The organism is Rhodopila sp. (assembly GCF_035548235.1).
Lineage (GTDB): Bacteria > Pseudomonadota > Alphaproteobacteria > Acetobacterales > Acetobacteraceae > Rhodopila.
In genome coordinates, this window is record NZ_DASZTJ010000068.1 from 1 (window position 1) to 22,196 (window position 22,196).

At 67.3% G+C, this 22,196-nt stretch carries 24 protein-coding genes and 1 tRNA gene; 10 read left to right on the forward strand and 15 right to left on the reverse strand.

What is annotated here, in order from left to right:
* Positions 1-555 precede the first annotated feature (555 nt).
* The 5 genes from VHB27_RS05555 to VHB27_RS05575 are packed head-to-tail and all read right to left on the reverse strand — an operon-like array spanning position 556 to position 5,331.
* Positions 556-1,125, reverse strand: a complete 570-nt coding sequence (locus VHB27_RS05555) for a tetratricopeptide repeat protein (RefSeq protein WP_325598038.1) — start codon at positions 1,123-1,125, stop codon at positions 556-558.
* A 1-nt stretch (position 1,126) separates the two neighbouring features.
* Entirely contained in the window at positions 1,127-2,434 is a 1,308-nt protein-coding gene (gene glcF, locus VHB27_RS05560) for a glycolate oxidase subunit GlcF (protein ID WP_325598040.1), read from the reverse strand.
* A gap of 4 nt (positions 2,435-2,438) precedes the next feature.
* Positions 2,439-2,711 carry a hypothetical protein gene (locus VHB27_RS05565; RefSeq protein ID WP_325598042.1) on the reverse strand — a complete coding sequence of 91 codons (273 nt, stop codon included), beginning with the start codon at positions 2,709-2,711 and terminating at the stop codon, positions 2,439-2,441.
* A gap of 2 nt (positions 2,712-2,713) precedes the next feature.
* Positions 2,714-3,907, reverse strand: coding sequence for an FAD-binding protein (locus VHB27_RS05570; protein WP_325598044.1), 1,194 nt, complete (start codon positions 3,905-3,907; stop codon positions 2,714-2,716).
* A complete protein-coding gene (locus VHB27_RS05575) occupies positions 3,904-5,331 on the reverse strand; it encodes an FAD-linked oxidase C-terminal domain-containing protein (protein WP_325598046.1) in 1,428 nt (475 codons plus the stop codon). The genes VHB27_RS05570 and VHB27_RS05575 overlap by 4 nt, the downstream gene beginning before the upstream one ends.
* A 130-nt stretch (positions 5,332-5,461) precedes the next feature.
* On the opposite strand from VHB27_RS05575, the gene VHB27_RS05580 reads away from it, so the two are divergent.
* The 7 genes from VHB27_RS05580 (at position 5,462) to VHB27_RS05610 (ending at position 12,053) form a co-directional block, all read left to right on the forward strand.
* Positions 5,462-7,309, forward strand: a complete 1,848-nt coding sequence (locus VHB27_RS05580; protein WP_325598048.1) for an ABC-F family ATP-binding cassette domain-containing protein — start codon at positions 5,462-5,464, stop codon at positions 7,307-7,309.
* 186 nt (positions 7,310-7,495) lie between these two features.
* Positions 7,496-8,266: a heme ABC transporter permease gene (locus VHB27_RS05585; RefSeq protein WP_325598049.1), complete on the forward strand. Its 771-nt coding sequence runs from the start codon at positions 7,496-7,498 to the stop codon at positions 8,264-8,266.
* Positions 8,263-8,403, forward strand: coding sequence for a hypothetical protein (locus VHB27_RS05590; protein ID WP_325598051.1), 141 nt, complete (start codon positions 8,263-8,265; stop codon positions 8,401-8,403). Before VHB27_RS05585 ends, VHB27_RS05590 begins: the two co-directional genes overlap by 4 nt.
* Positions 8,400-8,876: a cytochrome c maturation protein CcmE gene (gene ccmE / locus VHB27_RS05595; RefSeq protein WP_325598053.1), complete on the forward strand. Its 477-nt coding sequence runs from the start codon at positions 8,400-8,402 to the stop codon at positions 8,874-8,876. Before VHB27_RS05590 ends, ccmE begins: the two co-directional genes overlap by 4 nt.
* 51 nt (positions 8,877-8,927) lie before the next feature.
* Positions 8,928-10,292, forward strand: coding sequence for an MmgE/PrpD family protein (locus tag VHB27_RS05600; RefSeq protein WP_325598055.1), 1,365 nt, complete (start codon positions 8,928-8,930; stop codon positions 10,290-10,292).
* 337 nt (positions 10,293-10,629) lie between these two features.
* A complete protein-coding gene (locus tag VHB27_RS05605) occupies positions 10,630-10,977 on the forward strand; it encodes a hypothetical protein (RefSeq protein ID WP_325598057.1) in 348 nt (115 codons plus the stop codon).
* A 203-nt stretch (positions 10,978-11,180) separates the two neighbouring features.
* Positions 11,181-12,053, forward strand: coding sequence for a sulfite exporter TauE/SafE family protein (locus VHB27_RS05610; RefSeq protein WP_325598059.1), 873 nt, complete (start codon positions 11,181-11,183; stop codon positions 12,051-12,053).
* Between the two features lie 97 nt (positions 12,054-12,150).
* On the opposite strand, the gene VHB27_RS05615 is transcribed toward VHB27_RS05610, so the two are convergent.
* Positions 12,151-12,570 (reverse strand): SgcJ/EcaC family oxidoreductase, encoded by a 420-nt coding sequence (locus tag VHB27_RS05615; RefSeq protein WP_325598061.1) that lies wholly within the window; start codon positions 12,568-12,570, stop codon positions 12,151-12,153.
* Positions 12,571-12,703: 133 nt separating this feature from the next.
* Here VHB27_RS05615 and VHB27_RS05620 point away from each other — a divergent pair, with 133 nt between their 5' ends.
* Positions 12,704-14,410: a GMC family oxidoreductase gene (locus VHB27_RS05620; protein WP_325598063.1), complete on the forward strand. Its 1,707-nt coding sequence runs from the start codon at positions 12,704-12,706 to the stop codon at positions 14,408-14,410.
* Positions 14,411-14,416: 6 nt separating this feature from the next.
* Here the strand turns inward: VHB27_RS05620 and VHB27_RS05625 are convergent, their stop codons facing one another.
* On the reverse strand, positions 14,417-14,584 hold the full coding sequence (locus tag VHB27_RS05625) for a hypothetical protein (protein WP_325598065.1): 168 nt from the start codon (positions 14,582-14,584) through the stop codon (positions 14,417-14,419).
* Positions 14,585-14,673: 89 nt separating this feature from the next.
* Positions 14,674-14,862 carry a hypothetical protein gene (locus tag VHB27_RS05630; RefSeq protein ID WP_325598067.1) on the reverse strand — a complete coding sequence of 63 codons (189 nt, stop codon included), beginning with the start codon at positions 14,860-14,862 and terminating at the stop codon, positions 14,674-14,676.
* 129 nt (positions 14,863-14,991) lie between these two features.
* Between VHB27_RS05630 and VHB27_RS05635 the strand changes: the two genes are divergently transcribed.
* A complete protein-coding gene (locus VHB27_RS05635) occupies positions 14,992-16,164 on the forward strand; it encodes a multidrug effflux MFS transporter (protein ID WP_325598069.1) in 1,173 nt (390 codons plus the stop codon).
* Positions 16,165-16,221: 57 nt separating this feature from the next.
* On the opposite strand, the gene VHB27_RS05640 is transcribed toward VHB27_RS05635, so the two are convergent.
* Positions 16,222-16,602, reverse strand: a complete 381-nt coding sequence (locus VHB27_RS05640; protein ID WP_325598071.1) for a hypothetical protein — start codon at positions 16,600-16,602, stop codon at positions 16,222-16,224.
* A gap of 191 nt (positions 16,603-16,793) precedes the next feature.
* Here VHB27_RS05640 and VHB27_RS05645 point away from each other — a divergent pair, with 191 nt between their 5' ends.
* Positions 16,794-16,940 (forward strand): hypothetical protein, encoded by a 147-nt coding sequence (locus tag VHB27_RS05645; protein WP_325598073.1) that lies wholly within the window; start codon positions 16,794-16,796, stop codon positions 16,938-16,940.
* A 20-nt stretch (positions 16,941-16,960) separates the two neighbouring features.
* Here the strand turns inward: VHB27_RS05645 and VHB27_RS05650 are convergent, their stop codons facing one another.
* From VHB27_RS05650 to leuC, 6 genes are all read right to left on the reverse strand, one after another.
* Entirely contained in the window at positions 16,961-18,019 is a 1,059-nt protein-coding gene (locus VHB27_RS05650) for a class I SAM-dependent methyltransferase (protein WP_325598075.1), read from the reverse strand.
* A 310-nt stretch (positions 18,020-18,329) separates the two neighbouring features.
* A complete protein-coding gene (locus tag VHB27_RS05655; protein ID WP_325598077.1) occupies positions 18,330-18,470 on the reverse strand; it encodes a hypothetical protein in 141 nt (46 codons plus the stop codon).
* Positions 18,471-18,620: 150 nt separating this feature from the next.
* Positions 18,621-18,697 (reverse strand) — tRNA-Arg (locus VHB27_RS05660).
* A gap of 62 nt (positions 18,698-18,759) precedes the next feature.
* On the reverse strand, positions 18,760-19,872 hold the full coding sequence (leuB, locus tag VHB27_RS05665) for a 3-isopropylmalate dehydrogenase (protein ID WP_325598079.1): 1,113 nt from the start codon (positions 19,870-19,872) through the stop codon (positions 18,760-18,762).
* Between the two features lie 18 nt (positions 19,873-19,890).
* Positions 19,891-20,514: a 3-isopropylmalate dehydratase small subunit gene (gene leuD, locus VHB27_RS05670; RefSeq protein WP_325598081.1), complete on the reverse strand. Its 624-nt coding sequence runs from the start codon at positions 20,512-20,514 to the stop codon at positions 19,891-19,893.
* A gap of 195 nt (positions 20,515-20,709) precedes the next feature.
* Positions 20,710-22,128 carry a 3-isopropylmalate dehydratase large subunit gene (leuC, locus tag VHB27_RS05675; protein ID WP_325598085.1) on the reverse strand — a complete coding sequence of 473 codons (1,419 nt, stop codon included), beginning with the start codon at positions 22,126-22,128 and terminating at the stop codon, positions 20,710-20,712.
* Positions 22,129-22,196 lie beyond the last annotated feature (68 nt).

A 22,196-nucleotide genomic window follows, 5' to 3' on the forward strand; every position in this document is an offset into this window, starting at 1 on the left:
GATCATGGACGCCGCGATGAACGACCCGACGGTGACCGCCGATGTCGAGGCGATCACCGCCTACGCCGAAGCCAAGGGGTTGAGCTGGAACGACGCGTTCCTGCAGTTCCTGCGGGACCCCAACGCCGCCGAACGGGCGGCTGGACAGGCAGGGGCGTAGGCGGAGGGGGCCGACCCCGTATCCTGACCGGCTTGTCCCGGCCAGCCGCTCGCCGGTGCTGGTGGAGAATCAGGTTTTTGACACGGATGCGCACAGATGCGCGCAGATATTCACAGAGGCCGGGGTCGATTGGAGGGCAGTGCCAACGCGCAGCGCCTCAAAAATCCTTTGCCTGAGCCTCGGGGCACGATCTGCCGTCGGAAGCGTCCAGGCTGATCGTTTCTAAAAACAAACAGAGCGTCCCCCGCTTTCCTGTCCAAGCCTTGGAGGCAGTGCACCAGATGGCGGAGACTCTGTGTTCATCTGAGCCCATCTGTGTCGAATCACCCCGCCATCCACCGCCCAACAGCCAGCCATGACCCACACCGGACAACACCAGCGCTCATCGCAAAGCCCTACAAATCCTCCCCGACCGCCTTCACCTTCAATTCCCGCAGCCGCTCGTCGGCGCCTTCGGTCTTAGGGTCGATCTCCAGCACTTTCTGCCAGGCCAGATAAGCCGCTTTCCAGTCGTTCCGCGCCTGGGCGATATCCGCCATCGCGTGATACGCCAGGAAATCCCGAGGCTCCAGCTTCACCGCCTCGCCCAGGTCGGCGACCGCCCCCGGCGTATCCCCGGTCTTGTAGCGAGCCAGGGCGCGTTGCCGGAACGCCTCGGCATAGTCCGGCTTCAGCGTGATCGCGTCGGTGAAGCAGGTGATGGCGTCGTCGTACTGCTCCGCCTTCACGGAACGCAGCCCGCGGTTCATCAGCAGCGTGGCAACGGCGGAACCGGATCGCAGCCACAGGCGCTGCAACCGGTCCTCCAGTAAGGCAGCGGTCTCCTCGTTCGGCGCCGTCTTCAGGGCGTTCAGCAGCGCATCGATATCCGCCTTGGTCCCGGACGCGGGCTGCGCCGCCACCGGCGATCCCAACAGCAGGAACACGCCCAGGACCGCGCCGGCGATCGAGGACGGGCGGCGCATCTCAGGCCGCCACCGCGGGCGGCCGCGGACCGCCGGCCATCCAATCGAGCAGTTCGACCGTGTGAACCACCGGCACCCCCTCGCCCGACAACTGCGTGATGCAGCCGATGTTTCCCGCCGCGATCAGATCGGGCTTCGTCGCCTTCAGGTTGTCCAGCTTGCGTTCCCGCAGCCGGCCGGAGATCTCGGGCTGCATCATGTTGTAGGTGCCGGCCGAACCGCAGCAGAGATGCGGCTCCCGCGGCTCGACGACGCGGAACCCGGCCTTCGCCAGCAGCGCCTTGGGCTCCGCCGTCACCTGCTGGCCATGCTGCAGGCTGCAGGCCGAATGATAGGCGACGGTCAGCCCCGGCGCGTTGCGCGTGGGCTGGTAGCCGAAGCGCGTCAGGAACTCGCTGATATCCATGGTGATCGCGGCGATCGCCTCGGCCTGGGACTTCAGCGGTTCGGCCTGGGTCCGGCACATGAAGCCGTAATCCTTGACCGTCGTGCCGCAGCCCGAGGCGTTGATCACCACCGCGTCCAGCCCCCCGGTCTCCTTGACCTTCGTCCAGGCCTCGACATTCGCCCAGACCAGCGCCATCGCTCGGTCATGCTGGCCGATATGGTGGTTCAGCGCGCCGCAGCAGCCGGCGCCCTCGGCGACCACGACCTCGACGCCCAGCCGCGTCAGCAGGCGGATCGTCGCTTCGTTGATGCCTGGCATCAGCACCTGCTGGGCACAGCCGGCCAGCAGCGCGACGCGCGCCTTGCGCTCGCCGATGGCGGGATGGACCCGGGGCACTTCGACCGGGCTGGCGGGCGGAACGCTGCGGGGTGCCAGGGACAGCATCGCGCGCAGCCGCTGCGCGGTCATCGACCGGCCGGGGACAAGGCCCGCGAACGGCCGCGCCAGCGCGGCACCCAGCATCGCCAGCCGGAACAGGCCCGGACGCGGCAGCAGCGTCCCCAGCACGGAGCGCAGGACCCGATCCGTCAGCGGCCGGCGATAGGTGTCCTCGATATAGGTCCGAGCGTGATCGACCAGATGCATGTAGTTCACGCCGGAGGGACAGGTCGTCATGCAGGACAGGCAGGACAGGCAGCGATCGACGTGGCGCACGACCTCCTCGGTCGCCGGCCGCCCGTTCTCCAGCATGTCCTTGATCAGGTAGATGCGCCCGCGCGGACTGTCGAGTTCGTCCCCCAGCAGGACGAAGGTCGGGCAGGTCGCCGTGCACATGCCGCAATGCACGCACGTGCGCAGGACCCGGTTCGAGGAGTCGAAGTCCGGATCGCGCAACTGTTCGGCGGTGAAGTTGGTCTGCAAGAGCCTACTCGTTCATTCGTCTGGGCGGGATCATGCGCTGCTGCCGGATCGTCAGCATCATCGCCGCCAGGGCGATCAGCAGGAAGACGACGGACAGGTATGGGCTGGCGCGGTTGTACAGCGTGACGGCCAGGATCAGGACCGGGGTCGCCGCCATCACCGCGAACTGAACGTTGGTGACCGGGTTACGGTATTTCAGCCGCGCATGCTGGAACCCCGACACCACCGCCGCGGCGATCATGATGAGATTGGTGATGACGGCCGGAACGAACACCATCGTCAAACCCCCGCGTAGAGCCGGCCGGGATTGAGGATGCCGGCCGGGTCCATCGCCGCCTTCACCGCCTGGCGGATGCGGGCCAGCGGCGCGACCTCGTCAGGCACCACCCGCACCGATCCGCGCAGCGCGTCCGGCGCGCGCATCAGCGTCCAGGTGCCGCCCATCTTCGTGACCACCGCCTCGATCGCCAGGTGCGCCGCCGGCGTGGCCGGCCCGGTGAGCCACACGAGACCGCCGCCCCAGTCGAGGAAGCCGTCGACACCGAACCGCTGCACCGCCTCCAGCACCACCGGCCCGGCGGAGGGACGGACCGACACGCGCCAGACCGCCTCCCCGCCCGGCAGCGGCCGCGCGTCCCGCACGGACCGCCACAGCACGCGGCTTTCCTCGGTGTCGAGGACGGAGGCGCCGGGAACGGCGAACTGGTCGCGCAGGCGGGCGATGCGGTAGGCGACGGAGGGCTGGAACTCCTCGATCCGGACCAGCGCCACCGGCTGTTTCGCCGCGCCGATACGGCTGGCAGCGTCGGCCGGCAGCCAGGCGGCGCCGGAGACGCCATAGGGTGAGCCCAGCGCGTCCGACAGCAGCGCGACCGCCTTTGCGGCGTCCAGCCCGGGCAGCACCAGCGTGCCCGTGGCCTCGGGCGCCGGCAGGACCTTCAGCGTGATCTCGGTGATGACGCCCAGCGTGCCGTGGCTGCCGGTCAGCAGCTTGCAGAGGTCGAGGCCGGTGACGTTCTTCAGCACCCGGCCGCCGGAGCGGATGATCTCCGCCCGCCCGGTCACCGCGCGGATGCCCATGACGTGGTCGCGCATCGCCCCCCAGGCGACGCGGCGCGGGCCGGAGAGGTTGGTGGCGACGATCCCGCCCAGCGTCTGCGGCGCGTCGGCACCGCCCAGCAGGTCGGTCAGGTCCGGCGGTTCGGCGATCAGATGCTGCCCGGCCTCCGACAGCGCCGCCTCGACCTCCCGCAGGGGCGTCCCCGCCCGGGCGGAGATGATCAACTCCTTGGGCGCGTACAGGCTGATGCCCGACAACCCGGCGGTGGAGAGGGTCCGAGCGGCCTGGACCGGGCGGAGCATGGCGGACTTGGTGGCGTTGCCCTGGACGAGCAGCGGCTCGCGGGCGGCCGCCGCTTCGGCCACTGCCGCGACGATGCCGTCTTCGTCCGCGGGGGCCATGGTCGCGGTCATGCCGCCTCGGTCAGCGGGAAGACCTTGCTGGGGTTGAGCAGCCAGTCCGGATCGAAGGCCGATTTCAGCCGGCGCTGCTGGGCAAGCTCGTGCGGCCGGAACTGCACCGGCATCAGGTCGCGCTTCTCGACGCCCACCCCGTGCTCCCCGGTCAGGCAGCCGCCGACCTCCACGCAGAGCTTGAGGATGTCGGCGCCGAACTGCTCCGCCGCGTGGAAGCTCGCTTCGTCGTTGGCGTCGAACATGATCAGCGGATGGAGGTTGCCGTCGCCGGCGTGGAAGATGTTGGCGACCTTCAGGCCGTAGCTGTCGGACATCTCCTGGATCCGCCGCAGCACGTTCGGCAACTGGCTGGTCGGGATCGTTCCGTCCATGCACAGATAATCCGGGCTGATGCGCCCGATCGCCCCGAACGCGCCCTTGCGTCCTTTCCAGATCGCCAGCGACTCCTCGGGCGAGCCGGAGACCTTCAGGCTGATCGGGTCGTAGTTCCGGCAGATGTCGGAGAGCTGGGCCAGCAGGCGGTCCTGCTCCTCGGTGCTGCCTTCGACCTCGATGATCAGCATGGCCTCGGCGTCCAGCGGGTAGCCGGCATGGGCGAAGGCCTCGCAGGCATGGATGGCGGGGCGGTCCATGAACTCCAGCGCCACCGGGATGATGCCGGATGCAATGATCGCATCGACGCAGGCGCCCGCGATCTCGTTCGACCTGAACGCGGCGAGCATGGCGCGCGCGCCTTCCGCCGACCGCAGGATACGGACCGTTACCTCTGTAACCACCACGAGCTGGCCTTCGCTGCCGGTGAGGAAACCAAGCCAGTCGTAGCCGGCGGAGTCGAGGTGGGTGCCGCCGATTTCGAGGACCTGGCCGTCGATCGTAACGACTTTCAGCCCCAGCAGGTTGTTCGCCGTGACACCATATTTGAGGCAATGCGCCCCGCCCGAGTTCATGTTGACGTTGCCGCCGATCATGCACGCAAGCTGGCTGGACGGGTCGGGCGCATAGAAGAACCCGTCGGCGGCGACGGCGTTGGTGATGCCGATATTGGTCACGCCCGCCTGCACGACCGCGTAACGATCCGGGTAGTTGACCTCCAGGATCCGGTTCATCCGCATCATGCCGACGACGACGGCGTCCGCCAGCGGCAGCGCCCCGCCCGACAGCGAGGTGCCGGCGCCGCGAGGGACGATGCGCACCCCGTTCTCGTGACAGAAGCGCAGGATGGCGGCGACCTGCTCGGTCGTCTCCGGCAGCGTGACGGCGAGCGGAGGCTGACGATATGCCGCCAGCCCGTCGGTCTCATAGGGCTTGAGGCGGAGGTCGTCGGCGATGACGCCGGCCTCCGGCAGGATGGCGCGCAGGCCGGCGACGATATCGGCGCGGCGGGCGAGGATCTCGGGCTTCGGGTCCGGTTGGCGGATCATGGCTGCCTTCGGATGACTGTCTCACCGGACATTATAGCCGGGCTGGGATTGGCCGGACAGATGGGCTCTCCACAAGATGCCGGCACCGGCCGATTGGCCATCCCCGCCCCGCGGCGCTAGAACCCGCCCCATGGCCCCACCCCTTCTCGCGTTGCAGGACATCGCCCTGACCTTCGGCGCCACGCCTCTGCTGACCGGCGCGTCCCTGTCCGTCTCGGCCGGCGACCGGCTGTGCCTGGTCGGGCGCAACGGCTCCGGCAAGTCCACGCTGCTGAAGATCGCCGCCGGCCTGATCGAGCCCGATGCCGGCCGCCGCTTCGCCCAGCCCGGCGCCACCATCCGCTATCTGCCGCAGGAGCCGGACTTCGCCGGCTTCGACACCACGCTCGCCTATGTCGAGGCCGGCATGGGCGACGCCGCCGCCACCGACCGCCACCGCGCCGCCTACCTGCTGGAGCAGCTTGGCCTGACCGGCGCCGAGGACCCGGCCCACCTCTCCGGCGGGGAGGCCCGGCGTGCGGCGCTGGCCCGCGTGCTGGCCCCGGAACCCGACATCCTGCTGCTGGACGAGCCGACCAACCACCTCGACCTGCCGGGCATCGAGTGGCTGGAAGCCGAACTCGGCGGCATGCGGTCGGCGCTGGTCCTGATCAGCCACGACCGCCGCATGCTGGAGCGGATGTCCCGCACCACCGTCTGGCTCGACCGCGGCATGACCCGCGTGCTGGACCAGGGCTTCGCGCATTTCGAGGCCTGGCGCGACCAGGTCCTGGAACAGGAGGAACTGGAACGCCACAAGCTGGGCCGCAAGATCGTGATGGAGGAAGACTGGCTGCGCTACGGCGTCACCGCTCGGCGCAAGCGCAACGTCCGGCGCCTGGCGGACCTGCACGCGCTGCGCAAGCGCCACAAGGAGCAGCGCGCCACGGTCGGCAAGGTGAAGCTGGAAGCGGCCGAGGCGGATGTCTCCGGCCGGCTGGTCATCGTCGCCGAGGACGTGTCGAAGGCCTTCGACGGCCGCACCGTGGTCCGCGACGTCTCGGTCCGGGTCATCCGGGGGGACCGGCTGGGGATCGTGGGGCCGAACGGCGCAGGGACGACGACGCTGCTGAACATCCTGACCGGCAAGCTGGCGCCGGACGCCGGGTCGGTGAAGCTGGGCACCAACCTGGCCGAGGTGACGCTGGACCAGCGGCGCGACAGCCTCGATCCCGACCGGACGCTGGTGCAGACGCTGACCGGCGGCAAGGGCGACACGGTGACGGTGAACGGCCAGAACCGCCATGTCATGAGCTATATGAAGGACTTCCTGTTCGCCCCCGAGCAGGCGAACACACCGGTCGGTGTGTTGTCGGGCGGGGAGCGGGGACGGCTGACGCTCGCGCTGGCCTTCGCCCAGCCGTCGAACCTGATGGTGCTGGACGAACCGACCAACGACCTGGACCTGGAGACGCTGGAACTGCTGCAGGAACGGCTGGCCGACTACACCGGCACGGTGCTGCTGGTGAGCCATGACCGCGACTTCCTGGACCGCGTCGTGACCTCGGTGATCGCCTCGGAGGGCGACGGGCGCTGGGTCGAGTATGCCGGCGGCTACAGCGACATGCTGGTGCAGCGGGGACAGGATTTGCGGGCGGCGAAACCCTCCGCGCGTCCGGCGGAGCGGCCGAAGGCGGGGGGTCCGGCGGGGGTTCCGACGGGGGGACCGGCGGGGGTTCCGGCGGCGAAGGGGCCGTCCCGCAAGCTGTCCTTCAAGGACAAGCACGCGCTGGAGACCCTGCCCGGCCGGATGGCGGACCTGGAAGCCGCCATCGCCCGCCTGAACGCGGAACTGGCCAACCCGGACCTGTACGCGAAGCAGCCGGCGCGCTTCGCCGAGGCGACCCGGGCGCTGGCGGCCGCGCAGGCGAGTCTGGCCGAGGCGGAGGAACAATGGTTGACGCTGGAGATGCTGCGGGAGGAATTGGAAGGGGCGTGACGCGGCGGCGACATGGTCCTCCCGGTCATGGTCGGCCTTGTGCCGGCCATGACGGTTAACGATCGCGGCCGCAGATGAGTGCGACCGCTTCCACGGATAGGAGCCGGAATGGGTGTCGTCAGCCCGCCCCGATCATGGTAGATAACGCTTTGCCCTCAATGACTTGTTCGTAATCTTGGGACGACGGTGATCTTAACGGCAACCTATGCGCGGCTTTCGGGCGCGACCAACCGGCTGGCCAGCCCCACGCGGTTCATGCGGTATTCGGCGCGGCTGCTGCCGTGGCTGTTCGGCGTCGGCGTCCTGCTGACCGCGATCGGCGTGGGCGGCGGGCTGTTCATCACGCCGCCCGATTACCAGCAGGGCGACACCGTCCGGATCATGTACGTCCATGTGCCGTTCGCCTGGCTCGCCTCCCTCGGCTATGCCTGGCTGGCGGCGTGCAGCTTCGTGTCGCTGGTCTGGCGTCATCCGCTGGCCGACCTCGCGGCGGCCGAGATCAGCCCCGTCGGGGCCGCGTTCACCGCCGTCTGCCTGGCGACCGGCAGCCTGTGGGGCAAGCCGACCTGGGGCACCTGGTGGGTGTGGGACGCGCGGCTGACCTCGGTGTTCATCCTGCTTGTGCTGTATATCGGCCATATCGTCCTGCTGCGCGCCTATGACGACGACACGCGCGGCCAGCGCACGGCGGCGATCTTCGCGCTGATCGGGGTGGTCAACCTGCCGATCATCAAGTTCAGCGTCGACTGGTGGAACACGCTGCACCAGCCGGCCTCCATCACCCTGACCGGCGCGCCGACCATCGCCATGAGCATCTTCTGGCCCCTGCCCTTCACCGCGATCGGCTTCACCCTGATCTTCTTCGGCATCGTCTTCTGCCGCCTGCAGGCGGCCATCCTGGAACGGCAGGCCCGCAACCAACTGGCCGCCCGCCTGTTCGCGAGCGCCGAGGGATGACCCACGCCCCCTTCATCATCGCCGCCTATGTCATCGCCCTGGGCACGCCCCTGGCGCTGACCGTCCTGGCCTTCACCCGCCGGGCGGCGGCGCGGCGGGTGCTGAAGGGGATCGACAACGGGAAGGCTGCCCGATGACCCGGAAGAACCGCCGGCTGGTGTTCGTGACGACGATCCTGGTGGCGGTGTCGTCCTCCGCCGCGCTGGCGCTGTGGGCGATGAGCGGCAGCCTGGTGTTCTATGTCACGCCCTCCCAGCTTGCGGGCCGGCCGGTCAACGGTCAGCAGGTGCGCCTGGGCGGCCTGGTGCAGGCCGGCACGGTGCAGCGGGCCGACGCGACCGTGCGCTTCAAGGTCACCGACGGCACCGACAGCCAGGCAGTCGTCTATACCGGCCCGCTGCCCGACCTGTTCCGCGAGGGCCAGGGCGTTGTCGTGACGGGCGTGGAACAGTCCGACGGCGTGTTCAAGGCGAGCGAGGTGCTGGCCAAGCACGACGAGAAATACATGCCCAAGAACGTCGCCGAGGCGCTGAAGGCCTCCGGCCGGTGGCGCCCCGACGGCGGCGTCTCGGAGGACGCGCAGGCGAAGACCGAGGGCAAGGGGTCGTAGCGGCCGGGTCCCGTGCTACCGTTCCCGTCGCAACAGCACGGGAGCCGACCGATGGGCGCGGAGATCGAACGACTGGCCGCCTTCGCCGCCGAGACGGCGTGGGACGACATCCCCGCCGCGGTGAAGCAGCATGCCAAGCTGACGCTGCTGGACACGCTGGGCGTCATCCTGGGCGGCACCGGCCGGCCCGAGGTACGCGCCCTGCGCGCGTCCTTGGCCAACGGCACGGGGGCCAAGGACGCGGGCGCGACCGCGTTCGGGTGCGACTGGTCCGCCGCCTCGCCGCCCGTGGCCGCGCTGCTGAACGGCATCGCCGGGCGGGCGATCGAGTTGTGCGAGGGGCTGCGCATGGCCTCCGGCCAGGTGGCGGTGCAGATCCTGCCGGGTCTTCTTGCCGCCGCCGAGGCGCGGAACCTGTCCGGCCAGGCGGTCCTGCGCGCCTTCATCCTGGGCTATGACGTCGCCGCCCGGCTGTCGCTGGCGTTCACGCCGTGGCCGCTGGCGCACCAGAACGGCCAGGTGTGCCTGATCGGGGCCGCGGCAGCGGGGGCGGCGCTGCGGGGCATGGACGCGGCCGGCGTCAGCCTGGCGATGCGCGCGGCGGCGACGCTTGTGTTGACGCCGAGCTATACGAGCGTCGGGGCGGGGGCGACGGCGCTGAACGCGGCGGGCGGCATGTCCGGATTCGCCGGCGTCCTGGCGCCCGAGCTGGCGGCGGCCGGGTTCACGGCGCAGGCGGATGCGATCGAGATCGGGCTGGGCAACCTGACCGGCCGCGGCTTCGCGCCCGCAGGACTGGTCGAGGACCTGGGGACGGTCTGGCATATCACCCGCAACTATTTCCGGCTGTATGCCTGCTGCAATCCGATCCATCCGGCCCTGGATGCGTTGAAGGCGGTGCTGGACCAGTTGCAACCGAAACCGGAGGAGATCGACCGGATCGACGTCGCGACGTACCGTTTCGCCTCCGTCATGTCGAACCCGGACCCGGAGAACTATTTCGCCTCCAAATACTCCCTGCCGCACATCGCCGCGGTCATGGCGGTGACAGGCCGGGCGGACCATGCCGCGACGGGGGATGAAGCGTTGCGGGAGCCGGCGGTGGTTTCATTGCGTAAGCGCGTGCATATCGAGGAGGACGCCGCCATGACCGCCAAGGTCCCGGCCCTGCGCCCCGCCAGGGTCACGGTCCGGCTGGTCGACGGACGGTCGGGGACGTGCGCGGTGGAGAGCCATCGGGGCGATTTCAACGATCCGTTCACCGAGGAGGAGATCCGCGGGAAGTTCCGGGGGCTGGCCGGGGACGTGCTGACCCCGGAGGGGGTTTATCTGCTGGAGGACGCGGTGGCGCGGATGGAGGCGATCGCGGATGCCTGGGACCTGGCGTTCGTTTTGCGGGCGCATGTGCGGGCGTGAGATAGCGCGGGAAGAACGACGATGATCTCCGGCAGGTGATGGCCGCTGCCTGACGATGGCTCAAAAGCCGACGAGAACGCATCGTCCCAGCTTTCAGGAATTGTCCCCGGCGGTGTGACGAATGTCATAGCGCGCGAGAATATCTTTGGACTTTATGTGTGGGCCGAGGCCTTGCGGCGAACCTTCAATGCATGGGCGTGCGGGCCTTTCGTCGTGGATGAACGCGTCCAAGGATCTCGAGAAGGGGCTGGCCCCCGGCTGCGTCCTCAGATCAAACCGGATTCGTGACGGTCCTGCCCACGACGGCAACAGTTCAACGTTGTCTTAGGAGAAGGCGATGTTCAGAGGAAAAGCCGAACTTATCGACCCCGAAACGGGCAAGGCCGTTGCGACCTTCACCGAGGAGGGTCAAGAAATGAAGGTCGTCCTGAAGCACCCTCAGACAATCAGCGGCACAACGCGGCTGGCGATCTACGGCACGGAAAAGGACGAAGAGCTGATTGCCATCGCTGCCGAAGGCGGCGACGAAACAACGGTCCGCGAGTTTCACGGGCCCAGTCCGCTTGGTTCGCTCACCAACGGTGCCGAAATTTCCCTGACCCGCAGCCCAGGCGGAAAGCTCGGTTCGCTTCTTGAGGTACTGGGCAAGGGAACGGTGCACCAGGAGAAACATCGCTCCCACTGAACAGGAGAGCGCCACGAGCATCCGATTGGTGGCGCTTCTCTCGACAGGTCATTTCGATATCGGTTCAGGTGCGGCGGTTTCGAGTAACGCGATCCGCCGCAGCCTGCATTCTGCCGGAAAATTCAAGGCAAGTTCGCACTGACCGGACATAGTCGGCCGAACGCTGTCGGCCCATTGCTGAGCATTCCTCCAGGGATTTGGAAATGAAGTGCGCCATCAAAATGATCGTGGCCGTCGCGGACTATGCCGCGTGCCCATCCGTCGCATCGCTTCGTCCCGGCGTCCGGTTGTTCGGTGCGCTCTCCATCGTGGCGGTGGCCCTGACGATCGGCATCGGCCTGTTGCGCCACCCGGCCGTCGACCTGACGACGTTGGCGACCATGGGCGCCATGTTCGTCGGCGCCCTGGCGGCCGGGCTGGCCGGGTTCGCCTTTTCCGCGATCGCCGGTGCCCTGCTGTTCCATTGGCAAGCGCCAGCCATCGCCGTGCCGTTGCTCCTGGCTTGCAGCATCACGACCCAGATGGTCAGCATCATCAACCTCTGGCACAGCATGCAATGGCGGCGCTGCCTTCGGTTCCTGATCGGCGGTGTCCTGGGCATCCCGCTGGGCGCACGACTGCTGCAAACCCTCGATCCGCAGACCTTCGGGGTCGGTTTCGGCCTCTTCCTGATCTGCTACAGCGGCTACATGCTGCTGAAGCCGGACACCGTCTTTCGGTTCGACAAATCATGGGCCGAGGTCGTTGTCGGCCTCGGCGGCGGACTGCTTGGCGGCGCCATCGCCTTTCCGGGCGCGCTGCCGACGATCTGGTGCAACCTCCTGGGCCTGCCGAAGGATATCCAGCGCGGGACCATCCAGCCGTTCATCCTGACCATGCAGGTCGCGACCTTGGCGTATTTCTCCCGCGTCGGCATGCTCGCTCATGGATTGACGTCGCTGTACATCGCCTGCGCGCCCGGTGTTCTTGCCGGTACTTGGCTGGGTCTTCGTCTCTTTCGCCACGTCAACGACGTCGTGTTCCGGCGCCTGATCCTCGTGTCGCTCCTGATCAGCGGCGTGGCGGTCGTGTTGTGAACAGAAGGGCCGGAGGCCCCAGCACGGCCCCTCCACCCGCAAGCCGATCCATACGCCGCGCCTTCGGAATTGCCCTTGAAGCTTGCCTCCGGCCGGTTCAGCGCCTCAGAATCGTTTCGCCAGTTCTGGGATCAGTCAAAGTAACGTTCTCCAACGCCTGGATGCGCCAAACACCATCTCGTCGTGTCGTCACGGCAAGGACCAGCGTGTCGACCTCATGCGGCCCGGCCGGATGGGCTTCGCCCGTGCGGAGACGACTCCAGAAATGCACGACGGCCGCTCCATCGCCGATCGGGACGACATCGATGAGTTCATTCCGGAGCGCGGAGTCGCGATAGATGGTTTCATGAATGGGGCGGTGGAGCGCGATGATCTCATTGACGCCATGCACATAGTGGCCAAACCGATTCACGAAGGTCGCCGTGTCATGGAAGAGGGACCCGAAAGCCGCCATGTCGTGAGCGTTCCAGGCCGATTGGAATGCCTCCGCCGTCTCCTCGGGCCGATTCATCTCCATCACCTCCTTTTCCTGGATGGTCCTTCATAACGCCATACCGATGGCCGGGTCCAAACCCGCAATCCAACCCCACCGACCCTTGCCCCCCACCCCCCATCCGCTAATAACCACCCAAACAACGCGGGGCGAGGGAATGGACTACGACACCATCATCGTGGGCGGCGGATCGGCGGGTTCGGTCCTGGCGAACCGGCTCTCCGCCCGCAGCGCCCACACGGTGCTGCTGTGCGAAGCCGGCCAGGACACGCCTGACGGCAAGGTCCCGCCCGAGATCCTCGATTCCTACCCCGGCGTCGCCTATTTCGACCCCCGCTTCCACTGGACCGAGTTGAAGGTCCGCACCCAGGTCGTTTCGCACAACGATCCGTCGCGCGACCCGCCGCCGCTGCGCAAATACGAGCAGGCGCGGGTGCTGGGCGGCGGGTCCTCGATCAACGGGCAGCTTGCCAACCGGGGGGCGCCGACCGACTACGACGAATGGGAAAGCCGCGGCGCCGCCGGCTGGGGCTGGGAATCCGTGCTGCCCTATTTCCGCAAGCTGGAACGCGACGTCGACTTCGACGGCCCGCTGCACGGCAAGGACGGCCGCATCCCCATCCGCCGCATCCCGCGCGAAGCCTGGTGCGGCCATGCCCACGCGGCGGCGCAGGCCTTCGAGTTGGCCGGCTTCAAATACCTGCCGGACCAGAACGGCGTGTTCCAGGACGGGTATTTCCCGATCACCATCTCCAACTTCGACGAAAAGCGCGTGTCCGCCGCCGCCGGCTACCTCGATTCCTCGGTCCGAGCGCGTGGGAACCTGACGATCAGCACCGAGACGCTGGTGCGCGAGTTGGTGTTCGAGGACGGCGTCTGCCGCGGCGTGCGGGCCATGGTCGCGGGCAAGCCGGCGACCTTCCGGGCCAAGGAGGTGATCCTGTCCACGGGCGCCATCCACAGCCCCGCGCACCTGATGCGCGCCGGCATCGGCCCGGCCGGCCACCTGCGGGACCTGGGCATCCCGGTCCTGATGAACCTGCCCGGCGTCGGGCAAAGGCTGATGGACCACCCCTCCATCGCCCTCGCCTCCTACCTGCGCCCCCGCGCTCGGCTCGACGGGCGGACGCGGCGGCATATCCATGTGGCGATGCGCTACTCGTCGGGCATTCCCGGCGCACCGGCGGGCGACATGTTCGTCGCCGCCGCCAGCAAGTCGGCCTGGCACGCGGTGGGCGAGCAGATCGCTTCGCTGCTGGTGTTCGTGAACAAGACCTATTCGGAAGCGGGGCAGGTCCGGCTCGCCTCGGTCGATCCGACGGTGGAGCCGATCGTCGAGTTCAACCTGCTGTCGGACTCGCGCGACCTGGAGCGGCTGGCCGACGGGTTCCGCCGCATGGCCGCGATGCAGGTCAGCGCCCCGCTGCGGGCGGTGACGACCGACCCGTTCCCGGCCGCGTACAGCGACCGGGTGCGGCGGATCGGGGTGGTCAACACGCGCAACAAGATCCTGACCGGCCTGATCAGCAAGCTGCTGGACGGCCCGGCGCCGCTGCGCCGCTACCTGATCGAGAATTTCGTCGTGGAGGGCGACAACTTCACCGAGGTGATGAACAGCGAGGAGAAGCTGGAGAGCTTCATCCGCCGCGCCACGATCGGCGTCTGGCATGCATCCTGCAGTTGCCGCATGGGTGCGGACGGCGACCCGATGGCGGTGACCGATCCGGCGGGGCGGGTGCGCGGCGTCGGCGGGCTGCGCGTCGTGGACGCGTCGCTGTTCCCGGTGGTCCCGTGCGCCAATACGAACATCCCGACACTGATGACGGCGGAGAAGATCGCCGACGCGATCCTGGCGGGGGCGTAGAAGGCGTTACGGCTTGATGCTGAACGTGGTCCCGACCGATCCATTCAGATGGGTGGTCACGGTGCCGGGTGCCGGTTCGGGATACGACACCGCCTGTTGGGCAGGCGGCGGAGCCGAACACGCCGCCAGCAGCGTCACGAGGGCCAGCAGCGCGAAGTGGCGGGGGATATCCATGCCGAAAGTCCTGTCTTCATGGGGACAAGGCGGGATATCCCGTCCGCTTCTCCGTGTCATGGCCGGGTTGAGGCCCGGCCGGCACGGGATCAGGCGCCGGCCGGCTTCGTCCGGCGAAGCTCGCTGATCGCCGCTTCGACGTTCTGCCAGCGGGCCATGCCGGACGCGTCGCCCTGCAGCCGCGCTTCCTCCAGCCGTTCCCGGACCACCGCCTGGGCGGCCAGGCCATGCACCGACATCAGGTCCTGCGCCGTCATCTTGTGCTGCGGGTCCACCATCCGTTCCTCCTTTTCTTGTCCTTCGCCATAGATAAGGCCATCGGCGGGGTCCGGCGTGCACGATGCCGCGAGGCCGTCATGCCGTAATGTCGGTGGTGGCGCCCCGAACATGGCACCAAAACTGCCGCGATGCGCTTCCCCTCATGGCTACCGACGCTACTCGGCTTTCTGACGGCCGTGGGGCCGATCTCGACCGACATGTACCTGCCGGCCTTTCCGGCGATCGAGGCCGCCATGGGCGGCCGGCCCGGAACGGCGCAGATCACGCTGGCCATGTGGTTCCTGGGGCTGGCGATCGGCCAGATCACCCAGGGGCCGCTTTCCGACCGGTTCGGCCGGCGCGGACCGCTGGTGATCGGGACGGCGCTCTACACCGCCGCCTCGATCGGCTGCGCGCTGGCGCCCAACCTTACGATCCTGTCGCTGATGCGGTTCCTGGCGGCGATCGGCGGCTCCGCCAGCACGGTGGTGCCCCGAGCGGTGGTGCGCGACTTGTCGGACGGGCACGCGGCGGCGCGGATGATGAGCCAGTTGATCCTGGTCATGGGCGTGGCCCCCATCCTCGCGCCGACGCTGGGCGGGTTCGTGGACACCACCCTGGGCTGGCAGGCGATCTTCTGGCTGGCGGCGATCTACGGCGGGGTCTGCGCCGGCGTGGTCTGGTTCCTGATGCCCGAGACGCTGCCCCCGCCGCGCCGGACGCGGTTGAGCCTGACCGAACAGGTCGTGCGCTACCGGGCGATCATCACGGAGCGCGGATTCGCCAGCCACGCCCTGATCGGGGCGTGCGCGTTCTTTGGCGTGTTCGCCTATCTCGGCGGTGCGCCGGGCGTGTTCATCGACCGCTTCCACCTCTCGCCGGCGCAATTCGGCATGCTGTTCGGCACCTGCGCGGCCGGTTACATCGCGGCGTCCCAGGTGAACCCCCGGCTGATGCGGCTGCTGGGACCGTCGGCCATCCTGCGTGGCGCAGTCTGGACCTATGTCGTCGCCACGATCGTGCTGACCGCCCTCGCCTTCAGCGAGGCCGGACCCTGGTGGCTGGTCGCGGCGCCGATCCTGGTCAGCATGGGCTGCATGGGCTTCGTCAATCCGGGGGCGACGGTGGGGGCGCTCTCCCGCCACGCCGCGCATGCGGGCAGCGCGTCGGCCTTGATGGGGACGATGCAGTTTTGCCTGGGCGGGGTCAGCGGGCTGGTGGTGGGGGTGTTCGCGGACGGCACGGCGCGGCCGATGGCGTGCCTGATGCTGCTGGGCGCGCTGACCGCCGCGATGGCCGACCTGTGCCGGCCGAAACGGTAACGCCCAACGGTAACGCCCAACGGTAACGCCCCTGGGCCTGTGCTCTGACCGACTGCGCTATCGGGCCTGTGCCTTCATCACGGGGATGATCTTTTTCATCATCGACTCGGCGGCGGCGCCGACGCAGTCCACGACCAGGCTTTCCGGCTTGCCGCCCTGCGCGTTGGCGCTGGCCGAGATCGATGTCGAAACCATCTCCGGCTTGGGCGCTCGGACCAGTTCGCCGGAGAGCTTGCAGCTCACCTTGCCGCCGTCGACTTTCAGGTCGGCGACGCTCAGGCGGACGGTATAGCCTTCGCCTTTCTTATCCGTCAGCGCCTTGTCGCCTTTGACGGCGGAGGTCACGGCGTCCTTCATGGCGGCCTCGGCCTTTGCGGCGTATTCCTTCGGCGCTTTGCTGGTGTTCATTTTGCCGACTTCGACGTAGATCGCTGGCATTCTGGATTTCCTCCGTACGGCTGGATCGCAGCGGGGGGTCTTCCGCCCGGAATGCGCGACTTCGGCCGCCCATCCCTTGGTGCGTCAAGGTATCGTTTTTGCGATAGGCGCTTGTTGCTTAACGGATCCAGGTCGTTTCTTCAACCATTCAAGCGGGTCACCGTTCCGTGTCCGCACCGGCGTTCCGCCTGATGACCGACGAGGCCCTCGATCTGCCGTCAAACCCCGCCAATCTCACAAGACAGCAGGCGACAGAGGCCCTGGAGTTGCTCGACGGGCTGCCAACCGGAAGCCGCGATCTCGCCAGGCGATGGCGCTGTCAGGCCGCCTTCCCTTGAGCGACCCGGACCATTCGGCACTAGGGTTTCCGCGCAACAACCCAGTTCTGGTAACTATAGCGCTCGGGCGGCGGGTAGACTTTGACGTCGTCGAAATAACGCCCCCAGAACTCCACCACGATGTCCTTCTTCCAGAAGACCTGATTCTTATCAAGGTCGCCGTAATAGACGAAATCCGCCGGCATCTGCTTATGGTTGATGATCATCGGACCGAGCGAATCCCGCACGGCAGGATCGTCAGCATGATCCACGAAGTAGTCCCATGCGTGTTCGGTATGGACGCTTTGGATAAGCACTCCGCCGGGCTTCAAAATGCGTCGCAGTTCGAGCAGCCACAGGTCCCAGAGATACTTGATATGGGTGAACACACTCATCCCATAGATGATGTCAAAGGTGTTGTCCTCGAACGGCATAACGGGAAGAAAGCTGCCCGTATAAACCTGGAATTCGGGCGGAAAGTTTCGCCGCATCCATTCAATCCGGCGTGCTGACACATCGACGCCGGTCACCTGCCATTGGTTTTCTTTCACTTCCGGATAAAAGTGCCGAAGGATGCGGCCTGACGAGCAGCCGAAATCCATGATGGAAATGCGTTCCATCGACGGCAAAACATCGCGGGCATACCCAAGGATGATGTCCCTCTCGTACCGGCCCCAGTCCAGGTAATCTTGGTCCGTGGTGGTGCTCCCGTGGCGCTCCGCCACCGGCGGAAGGGGGAGAGGTTCTCCGTCAACCCGAACCGGCTCGTCGAAAACCGGCGGCATGGTCTGCATCTCATAGTCGAACGGCAGATGATAGGCAAAGCGAGGAAGGGACGTATATTCAGAACGGATGTCCTGTTTTGCCGCTTCGATTGCATGAGCAACGATCGCCTCGACGTCGCTTCGTGCAATAGCGGCAGAATCGTTGGAACGGGATGGGGCCGGTGTACGGCTCCGCATTTCTGCTGTTTGCCGGGGCGCCGAGGCCTTTTCCGCCTTCAATGCCTCTACCTCTCGAAGCAGCGAGTCGCGTTGGTCAGACAATCGCTTGATCGCAGGCACTGCTAGCGACATTGCTCGTAGCGCGTTTCGAATCATTGGATGTCCTCAAAGTTTGCTACGGCGTCGATCTTACCACCGGCAGATCGGTAATTGGCCACCATTGCGTCGCCGTCGCAATGCAGCGGCCAGCCTTGGCTCTCCCCAGAGCGACGAAGCCGGACCTGGAGCATACTGGCTGATCCGCGGACCGTGTCACGCCGACCTCACGATCGAGCGGTTGATGCGGGATGAACAGGACGCGGAATTTCGAGCCCGCCAGACCAGGCGGCGGATGGTGCCTCGGGCGGGTCGTCGTGACACGCGTGACCGGCTCCCGCCAGGAGAGGCGGGGATCGCACCGAGAACCCTAGAACCCCACCCCGGCGCTGCCGCCGACATAGGGGCCGCTCTGGCCGCGATGGGACTGCCCCGTGTCGTCGCGCGCGCCGCTGCAAGCCGCGAGCGCGATCGCTGTCAGAACCACTGTGAGGAGCGTGAGGATCCGCATCAGGCATCTCCGACCCAGGTCAAATCCGTATCCGCGGGGGGCGTCGCCCCTTGCCCCGGCGGTGCGCATGGGCCCATCGGCCCGGGGGATCGATCGCGGCCCAGCGGTGACTGCCAATGTTTGGGAATGCGCCTAAGGTCTTGGAAAGAATGGCGCACCCGGAAGGACTCGAACCTCCAACCCCCAGATTCGTAGTCTGGTGCTCTATCCAATTGAGCTACGGGTGCCCACGGCAGGGGGCGGGGTGTAGCGGAACCGTGGCGCCACCGCAACCCCCTTCTCCGCACCCCTAGGCTGCGAGCTTGTCAAGCTCCCGCAGGATCGACTCGCCCATGACCGCGGTGCCCACGCGGGCGGTGCCGGCGCTCATGATATCCGCCGTTCTCAGGCCGTTTTTCAGCACGTTGACGCAGGCCTGCTCGATCAGCTTCGCATCCTCGTCCATGCCGAAGGAATAGCGCAGCAGCATCGCGAAGCTCAGGGTCTGCGCCAGCGGGTTGGCGATGCCCTTGCCGGCGATGTCGGGCGCGCTGCCGTGGATCGGCTCATACAGCGCATGCCGCTTGCCGGACGGCTGCACGGCGCCCAGCGTGGCCGAGGGCAGCATGCCCAGGCTGCCGGTCAGCATCGATGCCAGGTCCGACAGCAGGTCGCCGAACAGGTTGGAGGTGACGATCACGTCGAACTGCCGCGGATTGCGCACAAGCTGCATCGCGCAGTTGTCGGCGTACATATGCGACAACTCGACATCGGCGAATTCCCGCTGGTGCAGCGCCGTCACCGTCTGCCGCCAGAACAGGCCGGATTGCATGACGTTCGCCTTCTCGACGCTGCAGACCCGGCCCTGGCGCTTGCGGGCGAGTTCGAACGCGATGGTCGCCACCCGCTCGATCTCCGCCGTCGTATAGGTTTCGGTGTCGTAACCGCGCTTGCTGCCGTCGGGCAGCGTCTCGATGCCGCGCGGCTCGCCGAAATAGATGCCGCCCGTGCTCTCGCGCACGATCATCAGGTCGAGCCCGCGCACCACGTCCGCCTTCAGGGTCGAGGCGTCCACCAGCGGATCGAGCACCGTCGCCGGCCGAAGGTTGGCGAACAGGTCAAGCTCCTTGCGCAGGCGCAGGATCGCGATCTCGGGCCGCAGGGCGAAGCCCAGCTTGTCCCATTTCGGACCGCCGACGGAGCCGAACAGGATGGCGTCGGCGTCCTTGGCCTTCTCCATCGTCTCGTTGGTGATCGGCGTGCCATAAAGGTCGATCGCCGACCCGCCGACATGGTCGTCGGAGATGTCGAAGGTCACCATCCGGCGTCGGTCCATCCACTCGATGACGCGGCGTACTTCGCGCATCACCTCGGGGCCGATGCCGTCACCGGGCAGGATCAGCAGTTTCTTGTTGGCGGGCATCGTCGTGGAGTCCTTCGTTCAGGCGGCTGTGGTCGTGGGAAGCCAGGGCTGGGATTTGCCGCGGGCGCTCTCGTAGCTGTCGATCGCGGCGCCGTGCTGCATGGTCTGGCCGATATCGTCGAGGCCGTTCAGCAGCAGGTGCTTGCGGAACGGATCGATCTCAAACGGAATCTCCTCCCCGCTCGGCCGCACGACCACCTGGCGGTCCAGGTCGATCGTGACGCGCGCGTTGCCGCCCAGCTTGGAGTCCTCGATCAGCATGTCGCAGACGGCACGCGGCAGCCGGATCGGCAGGATGCCGTTCTTGAAGCTGTTGTTGTAGAAGATATCGGCAAAGTCGGGCGCGATGATGCAGCGGATGCCGAAATCCAGCAACGCCCAGGGCGCATGCTCGCGGGAGGAGCCGCAGCCGAAGTTTTCATGCGCAACGATGATCTGCGCCTTGCGGTACGGTTCCTGGTTGAGGATGAAACCGGGATTCTCCGACCCGTCCTTGTTGAAGCGCAGCGGATCGAAGAGGTGAACGCCAAGGCCCGAGCGCTTGATGGTCTTGAGGAAACGCGCCGGGATGATCTTGTCGGTGTCGATGTTCTGCATCGGCATCGGCGCGGCGACGGCGGTCAGCGTGGTGAAAGGTTCCATGGGCGTTTTCCCTCTAGGCGTAAGGGGACGTTAAGGCTGGGCCGGCATGATCCGGGCGATGGGCGGATTTCTGTATATCATGTCGAACCGCAAACATGGGACGCTTTATGCGGGCGTCACGGCGGAGGCGCCTGGTCCCGCCGGGTTCATCACCCCCGGGTCCGCCACCCTGCGGATTTCGCTCGCCGCACGCTTTCACATCAACTGCCGCACGTCGGTCAGCTTCCCCGTCACCGCCGCGGCCGCCGCCATGGCCGGGGAGACCAGGTGCGTCCGGCCGTTCGGGCCTTGCCGGCCCTCGAAGTTCCGGTTCGACGTGCTCGCGCAGCGCTGGCCCGGCGTCAGCTTGTCCGGGTTCATCCCCAGGCACATCGAGCAGCACGGCTCCCGCCATTCGAACCCGGCTTCCAGCAGGATCCTGTCCAGCCCCTCGGCCTCCGCCTGCTGCTTCACCAGGCCCGACCCCGGCACCACCATCGCCTGCACGCCGTCGGCCACCTTGCGGCCCTTGGCGACCGCGGCGGCGGCGCGGATGTCCTCGATCCGGCCGTTGGTGCAGGAGCCGATGAAGACCACGTCGATCCCCAGGTCCTCCATGTGCTGGCCGGGGGCGAGGCCCATGTATTCCAGCATCCGGTTCAACTGCGTCCGCTTGCCCTCGTCCGCTTCCTCGGCCGGGTTCGGCACCACGCCCGTCACCGGCACCACGGCGCCCGGCGTCGTGCCCCAGGTCACCATCGGCGCGATCTCGGCCGTCGTCAGCTTCACCACCGTGTCGTAATGCGCGCCCGGATCGGACGGCAGCGTCCTCCAATAGGCGACCGCCTGCTCGAACGCCGCGCCCTTGGGGGCGAAATCCCGTCCCTTGACGTAGTCGAACGTCGTCTGGTCGGGCGCGATCAGGCCGGCCCGGGCGCCGGCTTCGATCGACATGTTGCTGATGGTGCAGCGGCCGGCCATGTCCAGCGCGCGGATCGCGTCGCCGGTATATTCGATCACGTGCCCGGTCCCGCCGGCCGTGGTGATCTTGCCGATGATCGCCAGCACGATGTCCTTGGCCGAACAGCCGAACCCCAGCGTGCCCGACACGTCGATCTGCATGTTCTTCGCCGGGCGCTGCAGCAGCGTCTGCGTCGCCATCACGTGCTCGACTTCCGAGGTGCCGATGCCGAAGGCCAGCGCGCCCAGCGCGCCGTGCGTGGAGGTATGGCTGTCGCCGCACACGATCGTCAGCCCCGGCAGCGACAGGCCAAGCTCCGGCCCGATGATATGCACGATGCCCTGCCGCTTATCGAGGATCGGGATATACGGCACCCCGAATTCCTTGACGTTCTTCTCCAGCGTCTGCACCTGGATGCGGCTGTCCTCCTCCTTGATGTCGGACGGCAGCCGCGACCCCACGGTCGGGATGTTGTGGTCCGCGACGGCGATCGTCAGGTCCGGCCGGCGCAGCTTGCGGCCGGCCAGCCGCAGCCCCTCGAACGCCTGGGGGCTGGTGACTTCATGGAGAAGGTGCCGGTCGATATAAAGGATGCAGGTGCCGTCCGGCATTTTCTCGACGACATGGCTGTCCCATATCTTGTCGAACAGAGTCCTCGGCCTGCTGGCGGACATATCGGCTCCCTCGGGATCTTTGGTCGGGGGCTGATTTGAACCAATGGCATGGCAAGTGCAACCCATTC